General features: G+C 60.1%; 18 protein-coding genes and 4 pseudogenes. 14 read left to right on the top strand and 8 right to left on the bottom strand.

Annotated elements, in window-relative coordinates; translation table 11 throughout:
* Positions 1 to 138 precede the first annotated feature (138 nt).
* Positions 139 to 611: pseudogene (locus C5L10_RS25165) on the bottom strand (methyl-accepting chemotaxis protein); the annotation flags it as partial.
* 176 nt (positions 612 to 787) lie between these two features.
* On the bottom strand, positions 788 to 1,312 hold the full coding sequence (locus C5L10_RS25160) for a metallophosphoesterase family protein (protein WP_105431881.1): 525 nt from the start codon (positions 1,310 to 1,312) through the stop codon (positions 788 to 790).
* A gap of 352 nt (positions 1,313 to 1,664) precedes the next feature.
* Between C5L10_RS25160 and C5L10_RS25155 the strand changes: the two genes are divergently transcribed.
* From C5L10_RS25155 to C5L10_RS25120, 8 genes are read left to right on the top strand one after another with little or no spacing between them, the layout of a single operon-like run.
* Entirely contained in the window at positions 1,665 to 4,067 is a 2,403-nt protein-coding gene (locus C5L10_RS25155; RefSeq protein WP_105431880.1) for an FdhF/YdeP family oxidoreductase, read from the top strand.
* 25 nt (positions 4,068 to 4,092) lie between these two features.
* Entirely contained in the window at positions 4,093 to 4,686 is a 594-nt protein-coding gene (locus C5L10_RS25150; RefSeq protein ID WP_105431879.1) for a c-type cytochrome, read from the top strand.
* Positions 4,683 to 5,672 (top strand): cytochrome c oxidase subunit II, encoded by a 990-nt coding sequence (gene coxB, locus C5L10_RS25145; RefSeq protein ID WP_371411984.1) that lies wholly within the window; start codon positions 4,683 to 4,685, stop codon positions 5,670 to 5,672. Before C5L10_RS25150 ends, coxB begins: the two co-directional genes overlap by 4 nt.
* Complete coding sequence (gene ctaD, locus C5L10_RS25140) at positions 5,669 to 7,582, top strand: cytochrome c oxidase subunit I (RefSeq protein ID WP_105431878.1); 1,914 nt, start codon at positions 5,669 to 5,671, stop codon at positions 7,580 to 7,582. Before coxB ends, ctaD begins: the two co-directional genes overlap by 4 nt.
* The gene (locus C5L10_RS25135; protein ID WP_105431877.1) at positions 7,579 to 8,181 is read left to right on the top strand and encodes a cytochrome c oxidase subunit 3; all 603 of its coding nucleotides are present in this window, start codon (positions 7,579 to 7,581) and stop codon (positions 8,179 to 8,181) included. The genes ctaD and C5L10_RS25135 overlap by 4 nt, the downstream gene beginning before the upstream one ends.
* Positions 8,178 to 8,489, top strand: coding sequence for a hypothetical protein (locus tag C5L10_RS25130; protein ID WP_105431876.1), 312 nt, complete (start codon positions 8,178 to 8,180; stop codon positions 8,487 to 8,489). The genes C5L10_RS25135 and C5L10_RS25130 overlap by 4 nt, the downstream gene beginning before the upstream one ends.
* A complete protein-coding gene (locus tag C5L10_RS25125; protein WP_105431875.1) occupies positions 8,477 to 9,370 on the top strand; it encodes a cytochrome c oxidase assembly protein in 894 nt (297 codons plus the stop codon). Before C5L10_RS25130 ends, C5L10_RS25125 begins: the two co-directional genes overlap by 13 nt.
* Positions 9,345 to 9,755: a cytochrome c family protein gene (locus C5L10_RS25120; RefSeq protein WP_105431874.1), complete on the top strand. Its 411-nt coding sequence runs from the start codon at positions 9,345 to 9,347 to the stop codon at positions 9,753 to 9,755. Before C5L10_RS25125 ends, C5L10_RS25120 begins: the two co-directional genes overlap by 26 nt.
* Here C5L10_RS25120 and C5L10_RS25115 read toward each other — a convergent pair whose 3' ends face one another.
* The 3 genes from C5L10_RS25115 to C5L10_RS25100 all read right to left on the bottom strand — a co-directional run bounded on the left by C5L10_RS25115 (position 9,756) and on the right by C5L10_RS25100 (position 13,514).
* Positions 9,756 to 10,631, bottom strand: coding sequence for a cytochrome c (locus tag C5L10_RS25115; RefSeq protein WP_105431897.1), 876 nt, complete (start codon positions 10,629 to 10,631; stop codon positions 9,756 to 9,758). It lies immediately after the preceding gene.
* A gap of 1,360 nt (positions 10,632 to 11,991) precedes the next feature.
* Positions 11,992 to 12,336, bottom strand: coding sequence for a hypothetical protein (locus C5L10_RS25105; protein ID WP_105431873.1), 345 nt, complete (start codon positions 12,334 to 12,336; stop codon positions 11,992 to 11,994).
* 266 nt (positions 12,337 to 12,602) lie between these two features.
* Positions 12,603 to 13,514 (bottom strand): LysR family transcriptional regulator, encoded by a 912-nt coding sequence (locus tag C5L10_RS25100; RefSeq protein WP_105431896.1) that lies wholly within the window; start codon positions 13,512 to 13,514, stop codon positions 12,603 to 12,605.
* Positions 13,515 to 13,661: 147 nt separating this feature from the next.
* Between C5L10_RS25100 and C5L10_RS25095 the strand changes: the two genes are divergently transcribed.
* Positions 13,662 to 14,240: a flavodoxin family protein gene (locus C5L10_RS25095; RefSeq protein WP_105431872.1), complete on the top strand. Its 579-nt coding sequence runs from the start codon at positions 13,662 to 13,664 to the stop codon at positions 14,238 to 14,240.
* A gap of 134 nt (positions 14,241 to 14,374) precedes the next feature.
* Positions 14,375 to 14,695, top strand: a complete 321-nt coding sequence (locus C5L10_RS25090; RefSeq protein ID WP_105431871.1) for a DoxX family protein — start codon at positions 14,375 to 14,377, stop codon at positions 14,693 to 14,695.
* Between the two features lie 305 nt (positions 14,696 to 15,000).
* Here the strand turns inward: C5L10_RS25090 and C5L10_RS25085 are convergent, their stop codons facing one another.
* Positions 15,001 to 16,017, bottom strand: a complete 1,017-nt coding sequence (locus tag C5L10_RS25085) for an NADP-dependent oxidoreductase (RefSeq protein WP_105431870.1) — start codon at positions 16,015 to 16,017, stop codon at positions 15,001 to 15,003.
* An 89-nt stretch (positions 16,018 to 16,106) separates the two neighbouring features.
* Between C5L10_RS25085 and C5L10_RS25080 the strand changes: the two genes are divergently transcribed.
* Both C5L10_RS25080 and C5L10_RS25075 read left to right on the top strand, forming a co-directional pair.
* The gene (locus tag C5L10_RS25080) at positions 16,107 to 17,009 is read left to right on the top strand and encodes a LysR substrate-binding domain-containing protein (RefSeq protein ID WP_105431869.1); all 903 of its coding nucleotides are present in this window, start codon (positions 16,107 to 16,109) and stop codon (positions 17,007 to 17,009) included.
* 191 nt (positions 17,010 to 17,200) lie between these two features.
* Positions 17,201 to 17,311, top strand: a pseudogene (locus C5L10_RS25075) (HlyD family type I secretion periplasmic adaptor subunit); the annotation flags it as partial.
* Positions 17,312 to 17,363: 52 nt separating this feature from the next.
* Here C5L10_RS25075 and C5L10_RS25070 read toward each other — a convergent pair.
* A pseudogene (locus tag C5L10_RS25070) lies at positions 17,364 to 17,656 on the bottom strand (PIN domain-containing protein); the annotation flags it as partial.
* Here C5L10_RS25070 and C5L10_RS25065 point away from each other — a divergent pair.
* Positions 17,648 to 18,425 (top strand): annotated as a pseudogene (locus tag C5L10_RS25065) (GSU2403 family nucleotidyltransferase fold protein); the annotation flags it as partial. The pseudogenes C5L10_RS25070 and C5L10_RS25065 overlap by 9 nt on opposite strands.
* A gap of 75 nt (positions 18,426 to 18,500) precedes the next feature.
* Here C5L10_RS25065 and C5L10_RS25060 read toward each other — a convergent pair.
* Positions 18,501 to 19,109 carry a J domain-containing protein gene (locus tag C5L10_RS25060; protein WP_105431868.1) on the bottom strand — a complete coding sequence of 203 codons (609 nt, stop codon included), beginning with the start codon at positions 19,107 to 19,109 and terminating at the stop codon, positions 18,501 to 18,503.
* A 748-nt stretch (positions 19,110 to 19,857) separates the two neighbouring features.
* Here C5L10_RS25060 and C5L10_RS25050 point away from each other — a divergent pair.
* Complete coding sequence (locus tag C5L10_RS25050) at positions 19,858 to 20,526, top strand: YidB family protein (protein ID WP_245448169.1); 669 nt, start codon at positions 19,858 to 19,860, stop codon at positions 20,524 to 20,526.
* Positions 20,527 to 20,540: the final 14 nt, after the last annotated feature.

Genomic DNA, 20,540 nt, shown 5'->3' with positions numbered 1-20,540 from the left:
AACAAGATCGCCAGGGCATTTCCCGGCAAAGGCTCTGCAGCCGTTGCCGCCAGCAAAGAAAGTTGGGAGGAGTTCTGATCAGGCAGTCGGAACGGGAGCTATAACAGCTCCCGTTTCTTACGATCGGCAGCAGGTGACGTCGCTCCGCACGGTGATTAGCGTTGAATGATCCCCCGCCTGTTCCATGGCCGTCTCCAGCTGGGAGACCTGCGCCATAAATTCAGGCAGTGCCTTCAGAGCCGCAGAGGGATCCTTTCCGGCGAGATCGACAATCGGTGGCGCTTGCGATATAGGCAAGCAGGGGAGGCTCGACGCTGGCGAGGATTGTTTTCGTCTTGTCATCAGCGGCAAGAGCCTTGTTGGCAGAAATCAACTCGCGGAACGACGCGTCGTGCTCTACCAGATTGGCCTTCACCGCGGGAGCGTCAACGCCGGCTGCCGGATTGTTCGCCAGCATTGACGCGAGCACATCCGCGCGCATCGCGTCGTGCATCATGTCGGCCTGCATGTGGTTCCGCAGGATTTGGGTCGACCGGGCAACCTCGGCGTTGAGAGATCGACGCGGACCAGATACCGGCACCCGTGGCGCCACCCGGGGCGAAGGTCGCCAGGCTCGCATGACAATCTTATGCCATACAAAGATCCTTAACGATTGCTCCGTCTTCGTGCCGAGGGTTGCTGAGCCAAGCGTTATCTCCAAGAAGGGGATCAAGCTCTTCGGCACGATCACGACAACAGGTTCATAACCGGTCACCGGGTCACCGGAAGTCAGCGGCCAACCCTGAGACTATTTGCCCATGAGGTCTTGCGCATCGGTGGCGAGAGGCTTCCTTCGCAAGAGGACCTCAAGCGTGGCTGGACGAAGCTGTTGATTATCGACGCCGACGTCATACTGACGGGGAAGGGGCTTCAATCGCCCATGCGAGTGGCCGTGCAGGTTGATCGACTTCTTGCCCATCTGGTTCCAGGTTCTAAAAGCGTAGTGGCAGAGGATGAGATGATGTCCGCCATGGCGGAGTTCGACGTAGTGCTGCACGCTATCCCATCCCGGCGAGCTCGTGATCGTCGTCGGGTCGTTGTTGCCGACGATCAGGTGTTTTCGACCGTTCAGCCTCGCAAGCAGCTCGGCGCACGCGCCGGCTCTTGTGGACATGAAGTCTCCCAGATGCCAGACCTCATCTTCGCACCCGACCGTTTCGTTCCACGCCCGGATCAGGGCGTTGTCGTGTTCAACCATGTTGGTGAAAGGGCGTTTGTCGAGGCGTAGGACGCGCGGGTCGCCGAAATGGGTGTCACCGGTGAAGTAGATCATTTCCGATATTTGGCGCTTTGCTCTCAAATGTCGATGCCAGGATTTTCCATAAAATTAACACTCGAACAGTCTGGAGGATAATTGAAGGGCTGCTGCAGACCAAGAACACGACATGCATGGGTGCTAGGTCAAAGTGAAGCCGTTGCAAGCTACCGCCCAGCGGCCTACACGCGTAACGGGTCGGCCCGGAAAAGCCGCTTCGCTCCGAAGGTTTGGTTCGATATTTCAATCGCCTCTTTTGGAGGTGGGAACTTCTCGAGAACCAGGGTGTTTTCTGCTTGTTCAGGATGAGGGACGGAGCAGCATCTACCTCATATTGCAGAAGCGGTAAGGCTGCGGAGTGCGGGGCGCCATGTCTGGAAGACCAAAGAAAAAGCCCAGTATCGGCTTCGAAAGTGGACCAGCGGGGGGGTGGGGTTCGGCTCGTTCGGTTGGGGAGATCATTTTAAGGGAACATGTTGCCTTTTCTGGAAGTGCCTTGCTGACCAAGCAGAACAAGGCTGGAGGCTATATGTGCGTCAGCTGCGCATGGGCCAAACCCGCCAAGCCGCATCCCTTGGAGTTTTGCGAAAACGGCGCCAAAGCAACCGCCTGGGAGATCACCACCCGCCGCGCCGACGAAGCCTTCTTCGCCGAACATACGCTGACGGAACTCGAAGGTTGGCTCGACCACGATCTGGAGGAGCAGGGCCGCCTGACCCAACCTATGCGCTGGGATCCGGCTTCCGACACATACAGGCCCGTGTCGTGGGAAAACGCTTTTGAGGAGATCGGCAGCGAACTCAAGCAGTTCGACCCGAAGAACGTCGAGTTCTATACTTCCGGACGTGCGTCGCTGGAAACCTCCTACATGTACCAGCTCTTCGCGCGCATATATGGTACCAACAACCTGCCCGACTCCTCCAATATGTGCCACGAAAGCTCATCGGTGGGGCTACCTCAGAGTATCGGAGCGGCCGTCGGCACAGCGGTTCTGTCGGATTTCCAGAACTGCGACTGTATCTTCTACATCGCCCAGAACGTCGGCACCTCGTCGCCAAGGCTCCTGCATGACCTGCAGGACGCCGTGGATCGGGGGGTAAAGATCGTCACCTTCAATCTTCTGCGCGAACCGGGGCTCGAGCGGTTCATCAACCCGCAGGCGCCGACACAGATGTTGACGCTCAAGGAAACGCCGATCTCCAGTGACTACTATCAGCTGAAGAACGGCGGCGATATCGCCGCTTTGTTTGGTGTCAGCAAAGCACTGATCGAGGCGGATGACGCGTTGCATGCCGCACCCACGTCCAAGGTTGCCGGTTCCGACGCCGAGCCGGAAGATCCGAGCAATGCCGCAGCCGTCGCCTTTGCAGCCTCGATTGCGGCTGCCGACAAGAAGCACGTGCTCGATCACGATTTCATCGCCGAGCATACGGCAGGCTTCGCTGAATTCGCCGCGGCCGCCCGAAGCTATTCCTGGCAGGAGCTGGAGCGCGTCTCCGGTCTCACGCGGGCGCAGATGGAGGAGGCCGCGCGCACCTACGCCGCCGCCGACGCGGTGCTTATCTGCTACGGCATGGGCCTCACCCAGCAGATCATGGGCGTCGAAAACGTCAACATGGTCGCCAATCTGGCGCTGCTGCGCGGCAATATCGGCAAGCCGGGCGCCAACATCTGCGCCGTGCGCGGCCATTCCAACGTGCAAGGCCAACGCACCGTCGGCATTACAGAAAAGCCCGATCTCGTGCCCCTCGACAAGCTGTCGGAGCTTTACCGCTTCGAACCGCCGCGCTGGGAAGGTCACACCACGGTTGATACGTGCGAGGCGATCCTCAAGGGTGAAACCGAGGCCTTCGTCAGTCTCGGCGGCAATTTCCTGCGCGCTGTGCCGGAAACGGCGGCCATGGAAGAAGCTTGGCGCAAGATCCCCTTGACGGTGCAGATCGCCACCAAGCTCAACCGCAGCCACGTCATCCACGGCAGGATCGCTTATCTACTTCCCTGCCTCGGCAGACTCGAAATCGACCAGCAGGCAAGCGGCCCGCAGGAGGTCTCGATCGAAAGCTCGGTTGCGCAATTCCACGGTTCACGCGGGCGCACAAAGCCGGCAAGCCCTCACCTCCTGTCCGAACCGGCCATCGTTGCCCGCATGGCGAAAGCGACGCTAACGAGGGGTACGGTACCGTGGGATAGCTGGGTGGCGAACTATGCCGAGGTCCGCGATGCGATCGAGCGCACCTATCCGGAAACCTTCAAGGACTTTAACAAGCGCTTCATCCAGCCAGGCGGCTTCCACCGCCCGGTTCCGGCACGGGAGCGCAAATGGGTGACGGCCAACAAGAAGGCGAATTTCATCACTCCAGCCCGCCTGTTCCCGAAGTTCGAGGACAGCCCTGCCGGCGACAACGTTCTCAACCTCGCGACGCTCCGGTCCAACGACCAGTTCAACACGACGATCTACGGTTATAATGACCGATTTCGCGGCGTGAACGGAACCCGCCATGTGGTGTTTGTCTGCGAGGAGGACATCGCCCGCATGGGCTTTGCGCCCGGCGACACCGTCGACCTGACAACTGCGATCGATCCGCAGACCGAGCGCAAGGTCAAAGGCTTCCGCCTCGTCGCCTATGACATCCCCAAAGGCTGTTGTGCGGCATACTACCCGGAAACCAATCCGCTTTTCCCACTTGCCCATCACGATCCGCAAGCCAAAACGCCATCGTACAAACTCTTGCCAATCCGCTTCAGTCGGTCGCAGGCTGAGCCCATCCAGTAGGCAATGGGAGACAGTCGGCAGGAGCATGCGCAACGAAACGTCGAAAAGGGTCTGGATTGTCGGTGCCGCTGCCGGTCTTGCCGCATTGGCGGGCACGGCCGGATGGATGCGCGAAGCTCGGCAGTATCGCGCATCGCCTCCGCTTTCTGCGGCGCTTGACCAGTTCCGTCTGATGCCGAACGCCATTGGTGGCACGCCACCGGACGTGTATTTCGCCCTTGGCAGGCCCTATGAAACCACGGCATTCGACCTGAGCCAAGGCAAGCGGTTATATTCCTGGTTCGGCTGCTCCGCCTGCCATGGCGTCGGAACGGGCAGCAAAGGCCCATCCTTCGTCGACGGCTGGTGGCTGTACGGTCCGTCCATGGTCTCAATTGTCGCCTCGATCCGTGATGGTCGCCCCCACGGCATGCCGGCCTTCAGGAACAGGATGACCAGCGATGAGTTCTGGCAGTTGGCCGGCTACATCAAGGCGCTCGGCGCCTACAAGCCAGGCCTCGGCGCGCCCGGCCGCAACGACGAAAAGACCAGCCGTCCAGCGGAGAACCGTGCGCCAGCCGCGCTCCTCTTCAACCAGGGGCCCGAACCCCTGCATCCGGACCAGGGGCCGAGACCGTGATCAGACTCCTGTTCGGCGTTTCTCTTCTTGTCTTGCTTACGGGATGCAGCGGCAACCAGTCCGCGCTCAATACCCACGGTCATTCGGCCGATGCCTTGAAGGACCTGATCATCCTCGTCACCGCGGTTTGTACGGCGGTGTTTCTGATGGTGGTCGGCTTTCTTCTCTGGGCGCTTGCCCGCAAACGTGAAGTACCCAGATCCGATAATGATGCCGAACGCAGGATGACGCTTTCGGTCCGGATCGCGATCGCGTTCACGGCACTCACCGTGGCAGGCCTCACCATCGCCAGCTTCTACACCACAAGCGACTTGAACAGCGGCAACGACGCAACCGTCGTGGTGCGGGTCAAGGCGCAGCAATGGTGGTGGCAGTTTAACTATCGGGGCGTCAACCAGGAGCCTGCTTTCCAGACCGCGAACGAACTCCACATCCCGGTCAACCAGGATGTCCGGCTCGAACTCGAGTCGCTCGACGTCATCCACTCGCTGTGGATCCCGAGCCTCGCGGGCAAGCTCGACATGATCCCCGGCCGCAAGAACATCATAACCATGCGAGCCAGTCGGCCCGGCATCTATCGCGGCCAATGCGCCGAATTCTGCGGCCTGCAGCACAGCCATATGGCTTTCGTTGTCGTGGCCGAGGAGGAACCCGCTTACCAGCAATGGTTCGCGGTCCAGGCGGCTCCCGCGCAAGAACCCACTGTCGCAGAAGCCGTAGTCGGAAAAGCCGTATTCATGAATAAGCCGTGCGCCGCCTGCCACACGATCCGCGGGACGCCCGCCACCGGCACGTCGGGACCCGATCTCACCCATGTCGCAAGCCGCCACACGATCGGCGCCGGCCTTCTCGAAACCACGCGCGGCTCTCTCGCGGCCTGGATTGCCGATCCCCAAACCCTCAAGCCCGGAAACAATATGCCGCTGGTGCCGCTCACCAGCGACGAACTGCGGCAGATCTCGGCTTACATGGAAGAACTGAAATGACGCGGGATCAACGGGCGAGGGTACCGCTGGACGTCGACATCTCCGATGCCGAACTGGAAAGCCGGCTGGACGAGACCTGGCGCGCCCGCCCCGGCTTCTGGGGTGCCATCGCCACCGTCGATCACAAGGTGGTCGCCGGCCGCTATATAGCCACCGCCTTCGTCTTCCTGTTCCTCGGCGGTCTGCTCAGCCTCGCCATGCGCCTGCAGCTCGCCCAGCCGGAAGCACGTTTTATTAGTCCCGACCGCTACAACCAGATCTTCACCATGCACGGTACGACGATGATGTTCCTGTTCGCCGTACCGGTGATGGAAGCTATGGCAGCCTACCTCGTGCCTTTGATGGTAGGCACGCGCAACATCGCATTTCCTCGCCTTAACGCCTTCTCCTACTGGGTCTTTCTGTTCGGCGGCGTCCTGATCTGGGTGGCCTTTGCCCTCGATACTGCGCCCGATGTCGGCTGGTTCGCTTACGTGCCGCTCGCCGGCCCGCAATACAGCCCCGGCAAGCGCGCCGATCTCTGGGCCCAGATGATCACCTTTACCGAGGTGGCCGCGCTGGCCGTAGCGGTGGAGATCGTCGTCACGGTGTTCAAGCAGCGCGCGCCCGGCATGTCGCTCGACCGCATCCCGGTTCTGGTCTGGGCCATGCTGGTGATGTCCTTCCTGGTCATCATGGCCATGCCAGCGATCATGTTTTCCAGCACCACGTTGATCCTCGACCGGCTGGTGGGCACCCACTTCTACAATCCGGCGGAGGGGGGCGACGCACTGCTCTGGCAGCATCTCTTCTGGTTCTTCGGCCATCCTGAAGTCTATATTATCTTCCTCCCCGCGGTCGGCATGGTTTCCACCATCCTGCCAGCCTTCGTCGGCCGCCCCTTGTTTGGCTACATGCTGCTTGTCATGGCGCTGATCACCACGGGCATGCTGTCATTCGGACTCTGGGTGCACCACATGTTCACGGTCGGCTTGCCACGGGTCGGAGAAAGCCTTTTCACTGCATCCAGCATGTCGATCGCCATCCCCGCAGGCATCCAGATCTTCTGCTGGCTTGCGACCCTTTGGGCCGGGCGCCCGATCTACAAGACGCCGCTCCTCTTCGTCCTCGGCTTCATCGTCACATTTGTGATGGGAGGCCTGACCGGCGTCATGGTTGCCTCCGTGCACTTCGACACGCAGGTCCACGACACCTATTTCGTGGTGGCCCACTTCCACTACGTGCTGATCGGCGGTGCCGTTTTCCCACTGATTGCAGCAGTATACTACTGGTTCCCCAAGATGACGGGTCGGATGATGAGCGAGCGGCTGGGCCGCTGGTCGTTCTGGCTGATCTTTTCCGGCTTCCACCTGACCTTCTTTCCGATGCACATCCTGGGCCTGTGGGGCATGCCGCGGCGCGTCTATACCTATCAGCCGGAACTTCCCTGGGCCTCGCTCAACCTGTTCATCAGCCTCAGTGCACTCATCCTTGCTGCCGGCTTCCTGGTCTTCCTCGTCAACGTCATCCGCAGTTGGAGGCATGGTCTGCCCGCGGCAGCCAATCCCTGGGGTGCGGCGACCTTGGAGTGGGCGACGTCCTCTCCACCGCCGACCTATAACTTCCGCCGCATCCCCGTTGTCAGTAGCCTCGATCCGCTGAGTCCGGCGGAAAACGAACTGCCCGTCGTGGCGGGGCTGCGAACAGATCGGCGGGAACTGCTGGTGACGAGCGTGGTTGAAGCAATGCCGCAGGCGCGAGAAATGTCTGCGGCAGATTCGGTCTGGCCGTTCTGGGCTGCGGTGGCGACCTCGGTCATGCTGATCTGGTCGATCTTCACGCCCTGGGCTGTCGTGTGGGGTTCGATCCCGGTGGCCATAACGTTGATCGGCTGGTTCTGGCCAAAGGGTTCGGCGGAGGATGAGTCATGAAGGATCGCATCGTTCTCGATGCCTCGGCCTTGCCCATGCATGGCATGGGTGCCGCCAGCCCGACGTGGTGGGCTACCGGCGCCTTCATGCTGATCGAAGGCAGCGGCTTTGCTCTGGCGATCGCCGTCTATCTTTACCTGATGAGCCTCTCTCCCTCATGGCCGATGGAAGCGCCGCCGCCGGACCTTTGGGCCGGCACTTGGCTGACCGTCAGCCTTGCCGCCAGCGTCGTTCCAAACGTTATGGTATCGCGATGGGCGCATAACAGAGAACTGCGCAAGGTGCAGGTCGGGCTCGTGGTAATGACGATCCTCGGGATCGTCCCGCTGATCTTACGCGCTTTCGAATTCACCACCCTCCACATCCGCTGGGACGACAACGCCTACGGCTCCATCGTCTGGATGCTCCTGGGGCTGCACACCACGCATATCCTGACCGACGTGGTGGACACGGTCGTTCTCGCTTGCCTGATGTTTTCACGCCACGCGGACAACCCACGACGCTACGGCGATGTGCAGGACAATTCCTTGTACTGGAACTTTGTTGTCATCGCTTGGCTTCCGCTTTACGGCTGCATCTACTGGCTGGCACGACTATGACCTGGGTTGTCGCGCGATACGCAGGGTTGATCATCTCGCCGACCGCCTGGGCGATAAGCACCCAACTCGCCCAGATTCTGCCTTACGGTGATTGCGTTTCGGATGCGGGCTGGACCGCCTTTGTGGTCGCCGCCGCCGCAGCCATTGCCGCGGGCGCGGCCTTCCTGTCCTGGCAGCAGAAGAGCCACGTCATTTCGCGCACCCATCGCGCCATGACATATGTGGCCACCTTCTCAGGCCTCAGCTTCGCCTTTGCCTTGATCCTGCAGGGAGCAGCTACGCTGCTGTTGAGCCCATGCCTGCATTGATCACCAGCCTCCTTTTTGTTCTCCTGACCGCCAAAGCCTACGCCCATGGCAGCGAAAGCCACAATGCCCTGAGCTGGACCTTCGACCCATGGATCGTTTCCCCGCTGCTCGCCATGGCGCTGCTGTACGCGTCCGGCGCCATGCGGCTCCGGCTGCGGCGACGCCGGACTGTCGAGGCGGTGCGGCGGTCGCTGTGGTTCTTCTGGAGCGGGCTTGCTGTCCTCGTTCTGGCGCTTGTGTCACCCGTCCATGAACTCGGTGAGCACCTGTTCACCGCCCACATGATCGAGCACGAGCTGGTTATCGGGATTGCAGCGCCGCTTCTTGTTCTCGCCAAACCGGCTGCGATGATGCTCTGGGGCCTGCCGGAGCCACTGCGCCAAGCCGCGGGCGCCGCAATGGGGAGGACTGCGTCGCGGGCGCTATGGCGGAGGCTCACCGCGCCGGTGGTGGCCACTTCGTTGCATGGGCTCGCCATCTGGATCTGGCACTACCCGCCGCTGTTCGACGCAACCGTGAGCGATGTCCTGATGCACCGGCTTCAGCATCTGAGCTTCCTCGGCACCGCGATCCTGTTCTGGTGGGCGATGATCTGGCGCGCGAGGCGCGGTGCCGCCGCCTGGCACCAGTTCGTCACCATGCTCCATACCACCATTCTCGGCGCCCTGATCGCTCTGGTGCCGACGGTACTTTATCGGGCCCAGACCCGTTACGCATTCGAATGGGATATGACGCCGCTCGAGGATCAGCAACTCGCCGGCATCATCATGTGGGTGCCGGGCGGCATCATCTATGCAGGAGCAGCATTGTGGTTCCTCAAGACCTGGATCCAGGAAGCCAGCAAAGGAGGGGCCAATGCAGAGCGCGTGCGCTTGGCCTAGGATCATCGTCGTAGGCCTCCTTCTCGGTGCCCCACTCCTTACAGGATTGGCCGTCACCTTGGTCAAGTCGAAGCTGAAGCAGGATGCGGTGGCGCAAGCCCTGACGGGCGGTGATCCGGCGCTCGCGCCACCGATCTTCCGCCGCTATGGCTGCGTTGGATGCCACACCATTCCGGGCGTGCCTGGCGCCGACGGCAAGGTGGGTGGTCAGCTCGGCGGGCTTTCGCAGCAGGTCTATATCGGCGGCGTCGCCAACAATTCGGCCGACAATCTCGTGACCTGGATCGTGTCGCCCCAGCGCTTCTCGGCCAATTCGGCCATGCCCGCAACCGGCATCACGGAAGCTGAGGCACGACATCTGGCAGCCTATCTCTACGCTCTCTGATCAGGGTTGCGGCGTCGGTCTTCCAGGGAGCGACTTGATGTAGCGAGCAATGGCTTCCCGGTCGCTCTGGGGCAGGAGCGCCATGTTGGTTACGACATCGGTCATGGATGAGCCCACTTGCCCATGGTTAGGCGTTTCGCCGGTTTTCAGCATCCGGGCGATGTCCGCTTCCGTCCAATTGCCGATCCGGGTGGGCGTGATGTTGGGCACGAAGCCGGTCCCTTCTGGGTCGGACCCGCCGGCAAAGCGAGTGGAAGGCTTGATGGCGCCAAGCAGGTTGCGGCTCGAATGGCATTCCGCGCAGTGGCCAAGCGTTTCCACGAGATATGCTCCACGGTCGTGCACCGGATCGCCTGTCAACATCGCTTCCGAATGACCTTCCTTGAAGAACAGCAGCTTCCAGAGGCCGATCCCCCTGCGAATGCGGAAAAGCAGAGGCAGGTCGTGGGGCGGTGGCCGACCTGCCACCGGTTCGAGCGTCTTGATGTAGGCGAAAAGATCGCTCAGATCGCTAAGCGTCATGCCGGTGTAATGAGAATAGGGAAAGGCGGGATAATAATGCTGGTCATGGGGCGATATCCCGGCAATCAAGGCGTTTGCCAGGTCTGCTACCGACCAAGAGCCAATCCCGTCGGTCGGGTGGGGCGAAAGATTGGGAACGCGAAACGTTCCGAACGGGGACGCAAGCGCTAGCCCCCCGCCGAGTTTCAGCCGGTCAGCTTGGCCGGGGCTCGCATGGCATGAGGAACACTGTCCTGCGGCGAAGACTTGCGCACCACGAGCAGGATTGCCGATTTCCAGCCGAGGGTCGCCGGGTTTGAAGCTTGGAATACCTTCGATTTCTTTCCACACCAGCCAAGCCGCGAGCGCCGCCATCACCGCTCCGAATGGCAAGAGCCAACCCAGGGTCGGTGCAAAAGATTTGGTCGGCGAAACCGTTTCGACCCGTGAGGTCATGCTGAGGCTCCTATCGCCCGCGGCGATGAGTGCATTCCATCCATCTCTCCTTCGTGGGACACAGCGCGGTAAACCGTGAATCGCGCACAGGGTTCCACGAAGAGGTTACTCGCGAGGATGGGAACATCACTTAAGGCCACTGCTCGCGGGCGGTATTCACGTCCGTCTCAACCCGTGTTTGCGGGGCCAGGCCGTATCGGAAGTCAATGCTTCATCACCTCATACTCGGACGTGGCGCGGGTTTTCTCCCGCTTGGAGGCTATGGGGCTATCGGAGATGGGCAACTCGGTTGCTCTCGTCGGCGCGGACGGTTCCATCGACTGAGGGTTGCGCGCCGGAAATGGATTCGCCGCCACTGTTCAACCGGATGCAAGGCTGCCGTGATGTGCGTTTTTCGATTACACCGGTGGAGCAATTCAAGATCGAACGCCAGTATCGGGAGAACAGCAATATCCTCGAGACGGTCTTTATCACGGAGAAGGGAGGGCACCGAAGTCCAGTTCCATCTTCGAATGCCGATAGCATCGAGGGCGCGATGCCAGCTTCAGCCTTTATAACGTTCGTGAGCCATCCTGGGAGCCTCTGCGGCCGCTGATATCTCTCCGGCTCTGTGTCGGAAAGCACGGCCTTCGGCCGCGATCTGCAGCACATCCCGGCGCACGATCCCCTGGGATCTCTGGCCAACCTGGCTTCGAGGACACCTTCTGCACGACCATCCCGAAATCGGCGTATAGATTCTCTGAGCCCGTGGCATTGAAACCTTTCATTGGGGAAGGCTGCCAACGAACTTGCATTTGACGCCAAAAACAAAGTTGCGTGCCGCGAAGGCGGTGCGCGGAAGGCGACCGACTTCTTTTCCGAATTGGTGCGAGCCGCCAACGATTGAGAGCCTGAGCAGGTTTGAACGACAGCGTCTGTTGGCGCTCGCAGTGATGACAACCCGAGCTATGAGGGACACGATCGGGATACCGTCTGCCCAGATTCAGGCCGACAAGATCGGCATGCAGAAGGTCATTGCTGACCTGATCGTGGGCGGTGAGACAGGTGGTGCAAGTGCATTCGATGCCAGCGGATGGCGTGACAATCCCCGGCGGCTGGCGCGATGTCACACGACAGGAGCGCCTCTACCTCGCGTCAAAGCTCGGCGACAAACCAATCGGCAGTGGCGAGGAAACTAATGCTGCAATTGAGGCGGAGGCAAAAGCGCTCATGACCCTGAATTAGAAGTGGATCGTGACCGCCCTTGAGGCGGTCACCCGTCGCCGTGGTCTATGTGAATTTAGAACTCGATCTCGAGTCCATCTTCGCAGAAATCGAACTTGGCGGGTTCAGACTCGCTGCCGTCTGCAAAGTTTGCCTTGACCCATTGAGTGCAGCTTTCGCTATTCGTGCTTTTGTCCCATACGAGATCTACGGTGGTACCTGGCTTGATGCCGCTGCCAATATCGAAGTATCCCCAGTCCTTCTTGTTTTCTGACACGAGTACTTTGGTAACGGGAGATTTGGTGCCGTTGGTAGCTGTGAACGAGTACTCTGCTGCATGTGCGCCAGTAGGCACAAGCGCAGTCGACGCGATAGTATAAGCAGCGGTAGCAAGAGCCAGGCGTAGGCCATTGAATTTCATATTCTGTCCTCGGGGGTTGTGAGATGGGAGCTGATCCTTCTTGCACTCTATTTGCACCGAGTCCATGGGAATAAAACAACTGCACCGAGCGAGTAGTGACTGTCGCGTTAGGCAGATTACCAATAGCTTCGATGCCGAAGGCGACGACTCAGTCAATGCCGCTGGTGCCGTATCTGTTGTCGTGAAGCTGGCTGATGACGAATGTCCTGGGTATCCGGAAGGCCTTTGTAAGATGCCTCCCGCAGGTTGCCGTCGTCCGTCCCAAGCTACTCCAGATAGGGCCGGAGCACCTCTTCGATCCATCCCATGAACGCTCGGACACGGCGTGACAGGTTTTGGCGATGAGCGACCACAAGTGACACGTCCAACGGCTCCGGGCGGAAATCCGGCAGGACTTCAACCAGTGTTCCGCTTTCCAGGTGGTGGCGTATCCCGGAATAGGCTGCCTGGATCAGTCCCATGCCTGCGAGACCTGCAGCCTCGTATGTCTGCACACTATTTACATGCAGTGCACCAGGAAGCGGAAGTGTCGCGTAACCGCCGTCACTCCCTTCCGGATACTCCCAGCCATAAGGCTTGGCGCCGAGTGTCCTGCTGTAATGGATTGCACGGTGCTTCTGCAGTTGCAGGTCTTCCAGAGCTTGAGGGATGCCATGGCGTGCCATGTAGATTGGGCTCGCCGCATTCACCATGCGCAGCCGACCGAGCCGACGGGCGATCAGCGTCTCATGCCCAATCGGTCCGATCCTGAGAACGCAGTCGAAGCCCTCCTGAACAAGATCGACCTGCCGATCCGTGCTCGATATCTCCAGCTCCAGCTCTGGATGGGAGGCCATGAATTCCGGCAGGGCTGGTATGATCGTCGTACGCGCGAGTTCTGTCGGCAGATCGACCCGCAGGCGACCTCGGAGCGCAACGCGATCCTTCGCAAACATCGATTGTAGATCGTCTACGTTGGCAAGGAGATCGCGAGCGCGCGCATGGTATGCCCGTCCGTCTTCCGTGAGTTGCACACTTCGCGTCGTCCGGTGCAGCAATCGAACGCCGACATCCTCTTCGAGCTTGCGCACGGCCATGGAGGCGCGCCCCTTCTGTATGCCAAGGCTATCCGCCGCGCGGGTGAAGCTCCCCGTCTCGGCAACCCGGATAAAGATGAGGATCGGCTCGAGGTTATGCATCTTGATACGTCCCGATTGGACCATTTAGGGAGAACAATCTGTTCCTTTTTGCGTGGTTTATCATCGAATGGCAAAACAGTAAATTTTGGCATGGGCACGAACAATGCACCGTCGGTACGAGGAACGCCCAAGCGCCAAGGACATACAATGACCCAATCAAGCACTAAGACCGCCGTCGTCTACCACTCCGGCTACGGACACACGAAACGGCTTGCAGAGGTCGTCGCCAAAGGCGCATCCGCGTTGCTGATCGCCATCGATGCCGAAGGCAACATCTCGCAGGACGCGTGGGAAGCTCTTGATGATGCGGATGCCATCATCTTCGGCTCACCAACCTACATGGGCGGCCCGACCTGGCAGTTTAAAAAGTTTGCCGACACCTCTTCAAAACCGTGGTTCCAAGAAAAGTGGAAGAACAAGGTATTCGGCGGCTTTACCAACAGCGCCAGTATCAACGGCGACAAGCTCAACACCCTGCAATATTTCCTCCTCCTGGCAGGCCAGCACGGTGGCCTGTGGGTCAGCCTCGCTATGAAGCCCGCGAACGTCAAGGCCTCCAAACGCGATGATCTGAACCGAATGGGCTCGTATATCGCGCCGATGGCACAGTCCGACGCAGATGCCTCCCCAGGCGAAATGTCGGACGGCGATCTTGAGACAGCCCGGCTCTACGGCGTTCGTGTTGCCGAAATTGCCAGCCGATTTGCAACGGCTCAGACAGCCTGAGCGCCAAACGATCGATACCGAAGGTTCGATCAATGTCTACAGGCCTCATGATATCTGATCTCCCAGAACCAGCTTTGATAGCTCGACGGCGTAACGGTCACCGTGATGCCCAAGAACCAATTGGGAAAGCGCTTATGCTGCACACGATTTTCATCTGGCTTGTCGTCGCTGGATTCGCTGGTGCCGGGCTGTTCAATGCTATCGGGCCGGCGGCCCAACAGGAAACCTTTGTTCGCTGGGGTTATCCCCGATGCTGGTGCCGGACGACCGGCATGCTCGAACTGGCAAGCGCCGCGCTGGTTGCCTTTCCCGCTACTCAGACCGCAGGCCTGTTTATCGGTGCCATCATCCTGGCAGCAGCGGCGTTCACCGTCGTGCACCACCGGGAATTTTCGCATTTGGTGCCGATCGGTGTCTTTGCGGTTGGCCTCGTGGCAGCAAGTGTCACGTCGTGAGCCTCAGGTCCCGAAGGGGTTGGCGAAGGTTGACGCCGGCTTCGAGTTGCCGCAGAGCTGTCAAGCCGGGCGACGTCCAAAGAGTAGGCAGTTGTCCTCCACTAGGGTCTTATTGTTAACTCCCTTATTGAGATCTGCCAGACCCCAATAAGGTAAGCCGAAAGGCTGGAAGTTGTGACTGTCCCTCGATCATCACCTGCATCACAGTGATCCGTTCTCTCAGCGGGCGTGGCCTCTTTCATGCCACCTCCTTGTGCTGTGGGCCCTCGAACGCTGCTTCTTTGTTGGCCGGGAGCTCCGGGCGATCAGCCGGCGATGAGAACGATTTTGCCCTGGAGACCGCCTCGGGAAGCGCGTTCGTGCGCAGCAGATGCGTCAGTCAACGGGAAGGTGCTGTCGATGACGACACGGATAGTGCCGTCTTCGAGCAGTCGGCCAGCCTCCGCGAGTTGTGCACCGTTCGAGCGAACCTGTGTTGATGATACCGTGATGCCGCACGCGGCGGCGTCGTCCTGGCCCGAGAAGCCAACGGGGTTGACCAAGAACAGGGCTCCGCCCGGCTTGATGACGTTCAGGAAACGCTCCATGTTCGAGCCGCCGACGGCGTCGATCACGAGGTCCACATCCTGTGCGGCCGTTTCAGGCGATATCTTGGTGTAGTCGATGAACTGATCCGCGCCCAGGTCGTGCAGAAGCGCCTCGTGCTTGCCTGAGGCGACAGCAATTACCCGCGCGCCTTTCCACTTCGCAACCTGAACCGCCAGGTGGCCTACGCCGCCGCCTGCGCCATTGACCAGAACGGTTTTGCCTTCGAGCGGGACCGGTACATGGGGAAATGACTGGAACGGGTTGGCCGCGTCATGGCCAAGATCGACCAGAAACTGCCAGGCCGTGAGCAACGACATCGGTGCGCCTGCTGCCTGGACGTGGTCGATACCCACGGGTTTCAGCGCCAGTTCCGATGCGGGCACGCAGACGTATTCGGCATAGGCGCTGCTGCCCTTCATCACGTCTTGGGGGAAGCGCACCATCGCATACACTTCGTCTCCGAGGTGTAACTCCGAAACACCGTCGCCGATCGCGGCCACGATGCCTGACACATCGGTGCCCAGGATCAGTGGAAAGGTCGGATGAGGCTGCCATTCGGACGGCAGCGCGCGGTAGCCGTCACGCAGATAGAGGTCTGGCGGGTTGATGCTGGCCGCATGTACGCGGACGAGCACTTCGCCACGTGCGGCGACCGGGCGGGGCGCGTCTTCGTAAAGCAGGACCTCCGGACCACCGAATTCGTGCAACCGTACTGCTCTCATCATCTCAGTCATCATAGCCTCGCTGTGATTGTGTTTACCACCAGGAGATAGGAGAGAGCGCACCTGTTGATAATCGTGTCTCGGGTCCGTTTAATAGTGCCATGAAGGAACAGATCGGTTTGGAGCGACTAACCGGGCTAATGGCATTCGCTCGAGCGGGCTCTTTGGGGAGCTACACGGCAGCCGCTCGTTCGCTGTCCGTCTCGCCGTCGGCAATCAGCAAGAGCATCCAACGGCTGGAGGCGCACCTCGGCGTGACGCTGTTCACGCGCACGACACGCTCGCTGACCCTTACGGCAGAAGGGCGAGAGATCCATGGGCGCGCGCTGCGATTGCTGCGCGATGCCGAAGACATTGAGCAGGTGGCCAAGAGGGCTCGTGGCGAACCCGCTGGGACTTTGCGGATTGCAGCTTCATTAGCGATCGGCCTTCATATAATTGCGCCGGCCCTTCCGCAGTTTCGAAAGCTCCATCCGAAAGTGACGATTGATCTGCGATTGAGCGACCACCTTGTGGATCTCGTCGGGGAGGGGATCGATCTGGCTATCCGTATCGCCGACCTTGCCGACTCGCGTCTTCTTTCGCGGCGGCTCTCTCCGCATAGGCTCTGTTGCTATGCGTCGCCTGAGTATTTGGCCGCGCGCGGCAACCCGAAGCACCCCGACGAACTGGAGGCGCACGACACTGTAAACCTCCGTTACCAGAGCACGGGTCAGACGTTTCGCTGGCCGTTCAGGATTGGGGATCGGGACATCGAGATCGTACCCTCCTCCAGCATCATCGTTGATGCGAGTGAGGCAGTCCTTGCGACGATCGCTGCGGGTGGGGGGATTGGAATGGGCGCGGGCTTCATGGCGGGCCCTTTGGTCAAGCGCGGGCAATTGGTACCGGTCCTGTCCGATTTCGCCGTGGAGCGTAACAACATCACAGCAGTCTGGCCCGAAAGCCGCCGCACCAACCCGGCTGTTCGCGCGTTTCTGACCGAACTGATGAAGCTCTTCTAGCCGTGGGCCGGCGGCCCGCCCTCTCAGTTCAGTGAGGTTGCACCCAGGTGGGGTTGGCTTCAGAGACAACCGCCTTCACGAGCGCAATGATCGATTTCAGAGTTGCTGCGTCTGAGATCTTGGCGCGGACGGGTTGAGCGAGTTCTTCGCATGAACCGTCGATTGATAGCAGATGTGCAGCTCGCTGGCTGCTGGCTCGCATGCCGGTCGAAGCGTTCATCCAGACCGGCGAACGCAGCGCGCTTTCTTATCTCATCAAGCCGCTTGTCGATCAGGTGTCTCGGGCGATGCGCGAGGAGTGAAATCCTTGCCGGTGTCGGCTGTCCCAATCCCTTCAAGGCGGGTAGTTGCGGCTCAGCCATCGCTGGCACGGAGCAGATTGATTAGCTCTATACCGTGAAAGTCCTTCTCATTGTCAGTCACGACGTGCATCCGTTCGCCTGCGCAGTGGCCGCGATGATGGTATCAAGGCCACTACGCGATCGCCCGCTTGCTTTCGCTTCAGCCATCAATCGCGCCCATATGAGAGCCGCCGTTTCGTCGAAGGGAAGGATGCGATTAGCAAAAAGACGCTGCGGCCCCTCATCACCGACAAACCAGCTCTCGAGAGAAGTTCGCTTCTTGCCGGCGGGCTTCTCCAAGATGCCTTCCGTGGTCGCAGGCGACTTGGTCAACACTTTGATCCGCGAAGGTGGGATGATCGCCCCTGACGCCATGTTGGGCGACATCGTCGAGGCCCTTGCAGACGGCGGTCTCTTTCGGCTCCGGGGCGTTCTCATCGAAACCGTGGCCTTTCAGTGCTATTGAGGACTGCTGGGCGTGCGCCTTCCCATGGCTGCGATCCTGACCGGCGATGCGGATATCGCCCAGGATTATGCCATCAGCCGGGAGGTTGAAGACAACCTGCCTCCGATCGTCGCGCTGCTGCAGGGCGTAGACGCCAGCTTCCGGCCGGTTCCCCATCGATCGGGAACTGCGGCCTCGTCGTCATCCCAAAATGCCAACGGCTACCGGGTCGAATTCCTGACGTCGAACCGTGGTTCGGATGATTACATTGACCAGCCGGCGAAGATGCCCGCCCTTGATGGCGCCAGCGCGGATCCACTACGCTTTCTCGACTTCCTCATCAGGGAACCCGTCAGGACAATGCTGCTCCACCGGAGCGGTGTCCCGGTCGTTGTCCCCGATCCGTCCCGGTACGCGATCCACAAGCTCATCGTCGCCAGCCGCCGGCACATTGACGGGCAGGGGGCCGCGAAGCGGGAGAAGGACGTCCGCCAAGCTGCGCTGCTTTTTGAGGCCCTGCTGCAGTCAAGGCGGTCCGCTGAATTGGCGCTCGTCTACAACGAAGCATGGGAACGCGGGCCTGTGTGGCAGGAAAGCATTCGAGCCGGGGCTGGGATGCTGCCGGCATAAGGTTGATTGGAAGTCGCAGACAAACGGAGTGCCGGGACTCCGGGGCGTCAACAGAAGAAAGCACCGTCGCCAGTTTCAACAGAAGCCGTTGAGCTTGAGGATCTTATGAGCTTCTATGGCCGCCCGGAGCTCGTCTTCCGACTTGCGATCGCCTTGATTGGCGTCCGGGTGGTGCATCTTGAGTTTCTCCTTGTAGCGCCTCCTGATCTCTTCAGGTGTCGCGTCGGGTGAAATACCGAGCGTCTCGAACGCTTTTGCTTCAAGAACCTTGAGCTTGCGAGCCCGTTTCGCGACGCTTGCCGCTTGCCGCTCGGCTGCACTCTTTCGCGCATTGATCGCTTTTGCTGAGCCTGATCGGGCCTTGGATGGGAGAGGGGGTTCTGTAACTTGATTGATCTTTACGCCAATGGTTGCCCGAAGACCGCTGGCGGCCTCTCGCTGATAACGGGCGGTCACAGGGTCGGACAGGCTCGGTGAGAAGTTGTAGCCCTTGGTATACGCCGCCAAATGCGTGGGACAGAATAGCAGAAATAGCCCTTCTGCTTCACGCCCCACCGGAGCACGGTGCGTGCCGCTCACTTCGCATCCGTCCCATTGGCACTTTGGCCCCCTTGGTTCCTGATGTTTAGGCGGGCTTTTGCGGATTGGCCGCAGGCTCACAAAAATCTTTGAGTCAGAGGTCATGGCGCCTTTATAGGGCGACCCCGCTTCACGGGGCAAGATAGGAAAGAGACCGAAGGCCCGGCTCTTGTCCGGTGGCGGGATCTAACGGCCGTCGGGGGCGTCTCGGACAGTGGTGCTACTTCTCGTGCTCGGTCGCCCGCGCGAAACGTACACCTATACGAGGGCAAAAAAACCGAGGCGGAAATCGCAGATGCCGAGGAGGCGATTGCAAAGGAATTGTGGAGCGCGGCGCATGATCTGTCGCCAGCGTCGCGGTGAAGCTGCATTCCCTCCTGGAAATGGAGGATCCGGGCTCTGCCCTAGAGGAAGCGGCCGCTCACCAAGTCTTCACCCGATACAGCGCTTCGCGAGATCACCGATCTTGTTCGGCGTGGCATCTTGGTACGGGACAAGGCAGGCGGACGCAGCACAAGCTATTCGCTAAGGCCGATCGAATAGGGAGGTTCCGGTCCCCCTGAAAGCTCCGGTATCCGCTCAGGCGAGTGTGGCTCTTTCTGGGCGATGTTTTTATCAGCGTTCTGCGCTTTTGCATTGAGGGTCGAGAGGTTCTCACTACGAGCATTCGGCTCCGCAGGTGCCATATAGGATTTGGTTAGCGTCGTGCTTCTTTCACAAGAGCGAGTTAGCGGGATGGCTTTTGGCAAAAAAAAGCCTCGAAAGCCGCCCTTCCGCTATCGGCTCGGAATCAACGATTCTCAGGTGGGGCATATGACGGACTGGCGTCGAAGTAACTTATTGGGGCCGTGCCATGATTTCGATCACATCAACCATCCTCGGCCATCTACAAGACGGTCGAGGACGTGATGTACGCCCTGGAGCGAGATGGTTTCTCGTTCATCAGGATGCCTCATGCGGAACCACAGCCAAGATGGCTCGTTTATCGCCGAGATCAAGGAGACCAGACATGCCCAGCGGACCACTCAAAGCGCTTCTCGCCGTCCTAGCAGTCGCGGGATATCAGAACCGCGACCGGATCGCCGAAATCCTAAAAGGCGTGACCGAGCGCCAACGGACGTCATCGGGTGAAGCGACACAAGGAGCTGCGGCGAATGCAGCCCCCGGATCGGATGGCGGTATCGACGACATTCTTAACAGGTTGCGGACAGGCGGACTTGGAAGCTTGGTCAGCGGCGGCAGCATCGGGTCGATACTCAACGGCGGCTTGAGCGACCTCCTCGACCAATTCCGACAGGCCGGGCAGGAGAAAAAAGCCGAGTCATGGGTCAAGCCCGGGGCGAACGATCCGATCAATGATAGCGAGCTCGCGTCAGCGCTGGGACCAGATGTCCTGCGAGACATAGCCACGCGAACCGGCATGTCGGAAGAGGAAATCCTAAAGCGCCTCTCCGAGAACCTGCCCAATGCAGTCGACGGCCTCACGCCTGACGGAACGGTTCCGCCTGCATCAGTCGCCTGACCCTGACATAGGTT

The organism is Neorhizobium sp. T6_25, from assembly GCF_002968555.1.
Classification (GTDB): Bacteria; Pseudomonadota; Alphaproteobacteria; order Rhizobiales; family Rhizobiaceae; genus Neorhizobium.
The sequence above is the reverse complement of the archived record's forward strand: the minus strand, read 5'-3'. Positions and strand labels throughout refer to the sequence as shown.

Excerpts from the sequence above, each read along its gene's own strand:
- C5L10_RS25095 (WP_105431872.1), top strand. The coding sequence starts at position 13,662 with ATGACCCAATCAAGCACTAAGACCGCCGTCGTCTACCACTCCGGCTAC.
- C5L10_RS25130 (WP_105431876.1), top strand. The coding sequence starts at position 8,178 with ATGACCTGGGTTGTCGCGCGATACGCAGGGTTGATCATCTCGCCGACC.
- C5L10_RS25160 (WP_105431881.1), bottom strand. The coding sequence starts at position 1,312 with ATGATCTACTTCACCGGTGACACCCATTTCGGCGACCCGCGCGTCCTA.
- C5L10_RS25135 (WP_105431877.1), top strand. The coding sequence starts at position 7,579 with ATGAAGGATCGCATCGTTCTCGATGCCTCGGCCTTGCCCATGCATGGC.
- C5L10_RS25090 (WP_105431871.1), top strand. The coding sequence starts at position 14,375 with ATGCTGCACACGATTTTCATCTGGCTTGTCGTCGCTGGATTCGCTGGT.
- C5L10_RS25115 (WP_105431897.1), bottom strand. The coding sequence starts at position 10,631 with ATGGCGGCGCTCGCGGCTTGGCTGGTGTGGAAAGAAATCGAAGGTATT.
- C5L10_RS25150 (WP_105431879.1), top strand. The coding sequence starts at position 4,093 with ATGCGCAACGAAACGTCGAAAAGGGTCTGGATTGTCGGTGCCGCTGCC.
- C5L10_RS25120 (WP_105431874.1), top strand. The coding sequence starts at position 9,345 with ATGCAGAGCGCGTGCGCTTGGCCTAGGATCATCGTCGTAGGCCTCCTT.
- C5L10_RS25050 (WP_245448169.1), top strand. The coding sequence starts at position 19,858 with ATGATTTCGATCACATCAACCATCCTCGGCCATCTACAAGACGGTCGA.
- C5L10_RS25125 (WP_105431875.1), top strand. The coding sequence starts at position 8,477 with ATGCCTGCATTGATCACCAGCCTCCTTTTTGTTCTCCTGACCGCCAAA.
- ctaD (WP_105431878.1), top strand. The coding sequence starts at position 5,669 with ATGACGCGGGATCAACGGGCGAGGGTACCGCTGGACGTCGACATCTCC.
- C5L10_RS25085 (WP_105431870.1), bottom strand. The coding sequence starts at position 16,017 with ATGACTGAGATGATGAGAGCAGTACGGTTGCACGAATTCGGTGGTCCG.
- C5L10_RS25155 (WP_105431880.1), top strand. The coding sequence starts at position 1,665 with ATGTCTGGAAGACCAAAGAAAAAGCCCAGTATCGGCTTCGAAAGTGGA.
- C5L10_RS25100 (WP_105431896.1), bottom strand. The coding sequence starts at position 13,514 with ATGCATAACCTCGAGCCGATCCTCATCTTTATCCGGGTTGCCGAGACG.
- C5L10_RS25080 (WP_105431869.1), top strand. The coding sequence starts at position 16,107 with ATGAAGGAACAGATCGGTTTGGAGCGACTAACCGGGCTAATGGCATTC.
- C5L10_RS25105 (WP_105431873.1), bottom strand. The coding sequence starts at position 12,336 with ATGAAATTCAATGGCCTACGCCTGGCTCTTGCTACCGCTGCTTATACT.
- C5L10_RS25060 (WP_105431868.1), bottom strand. The coding sequence starts at position 19,109 with ATGACCTCTGACTCAAAGATTTTTGTGAGCCTGCGGCCAATCCGCAAA.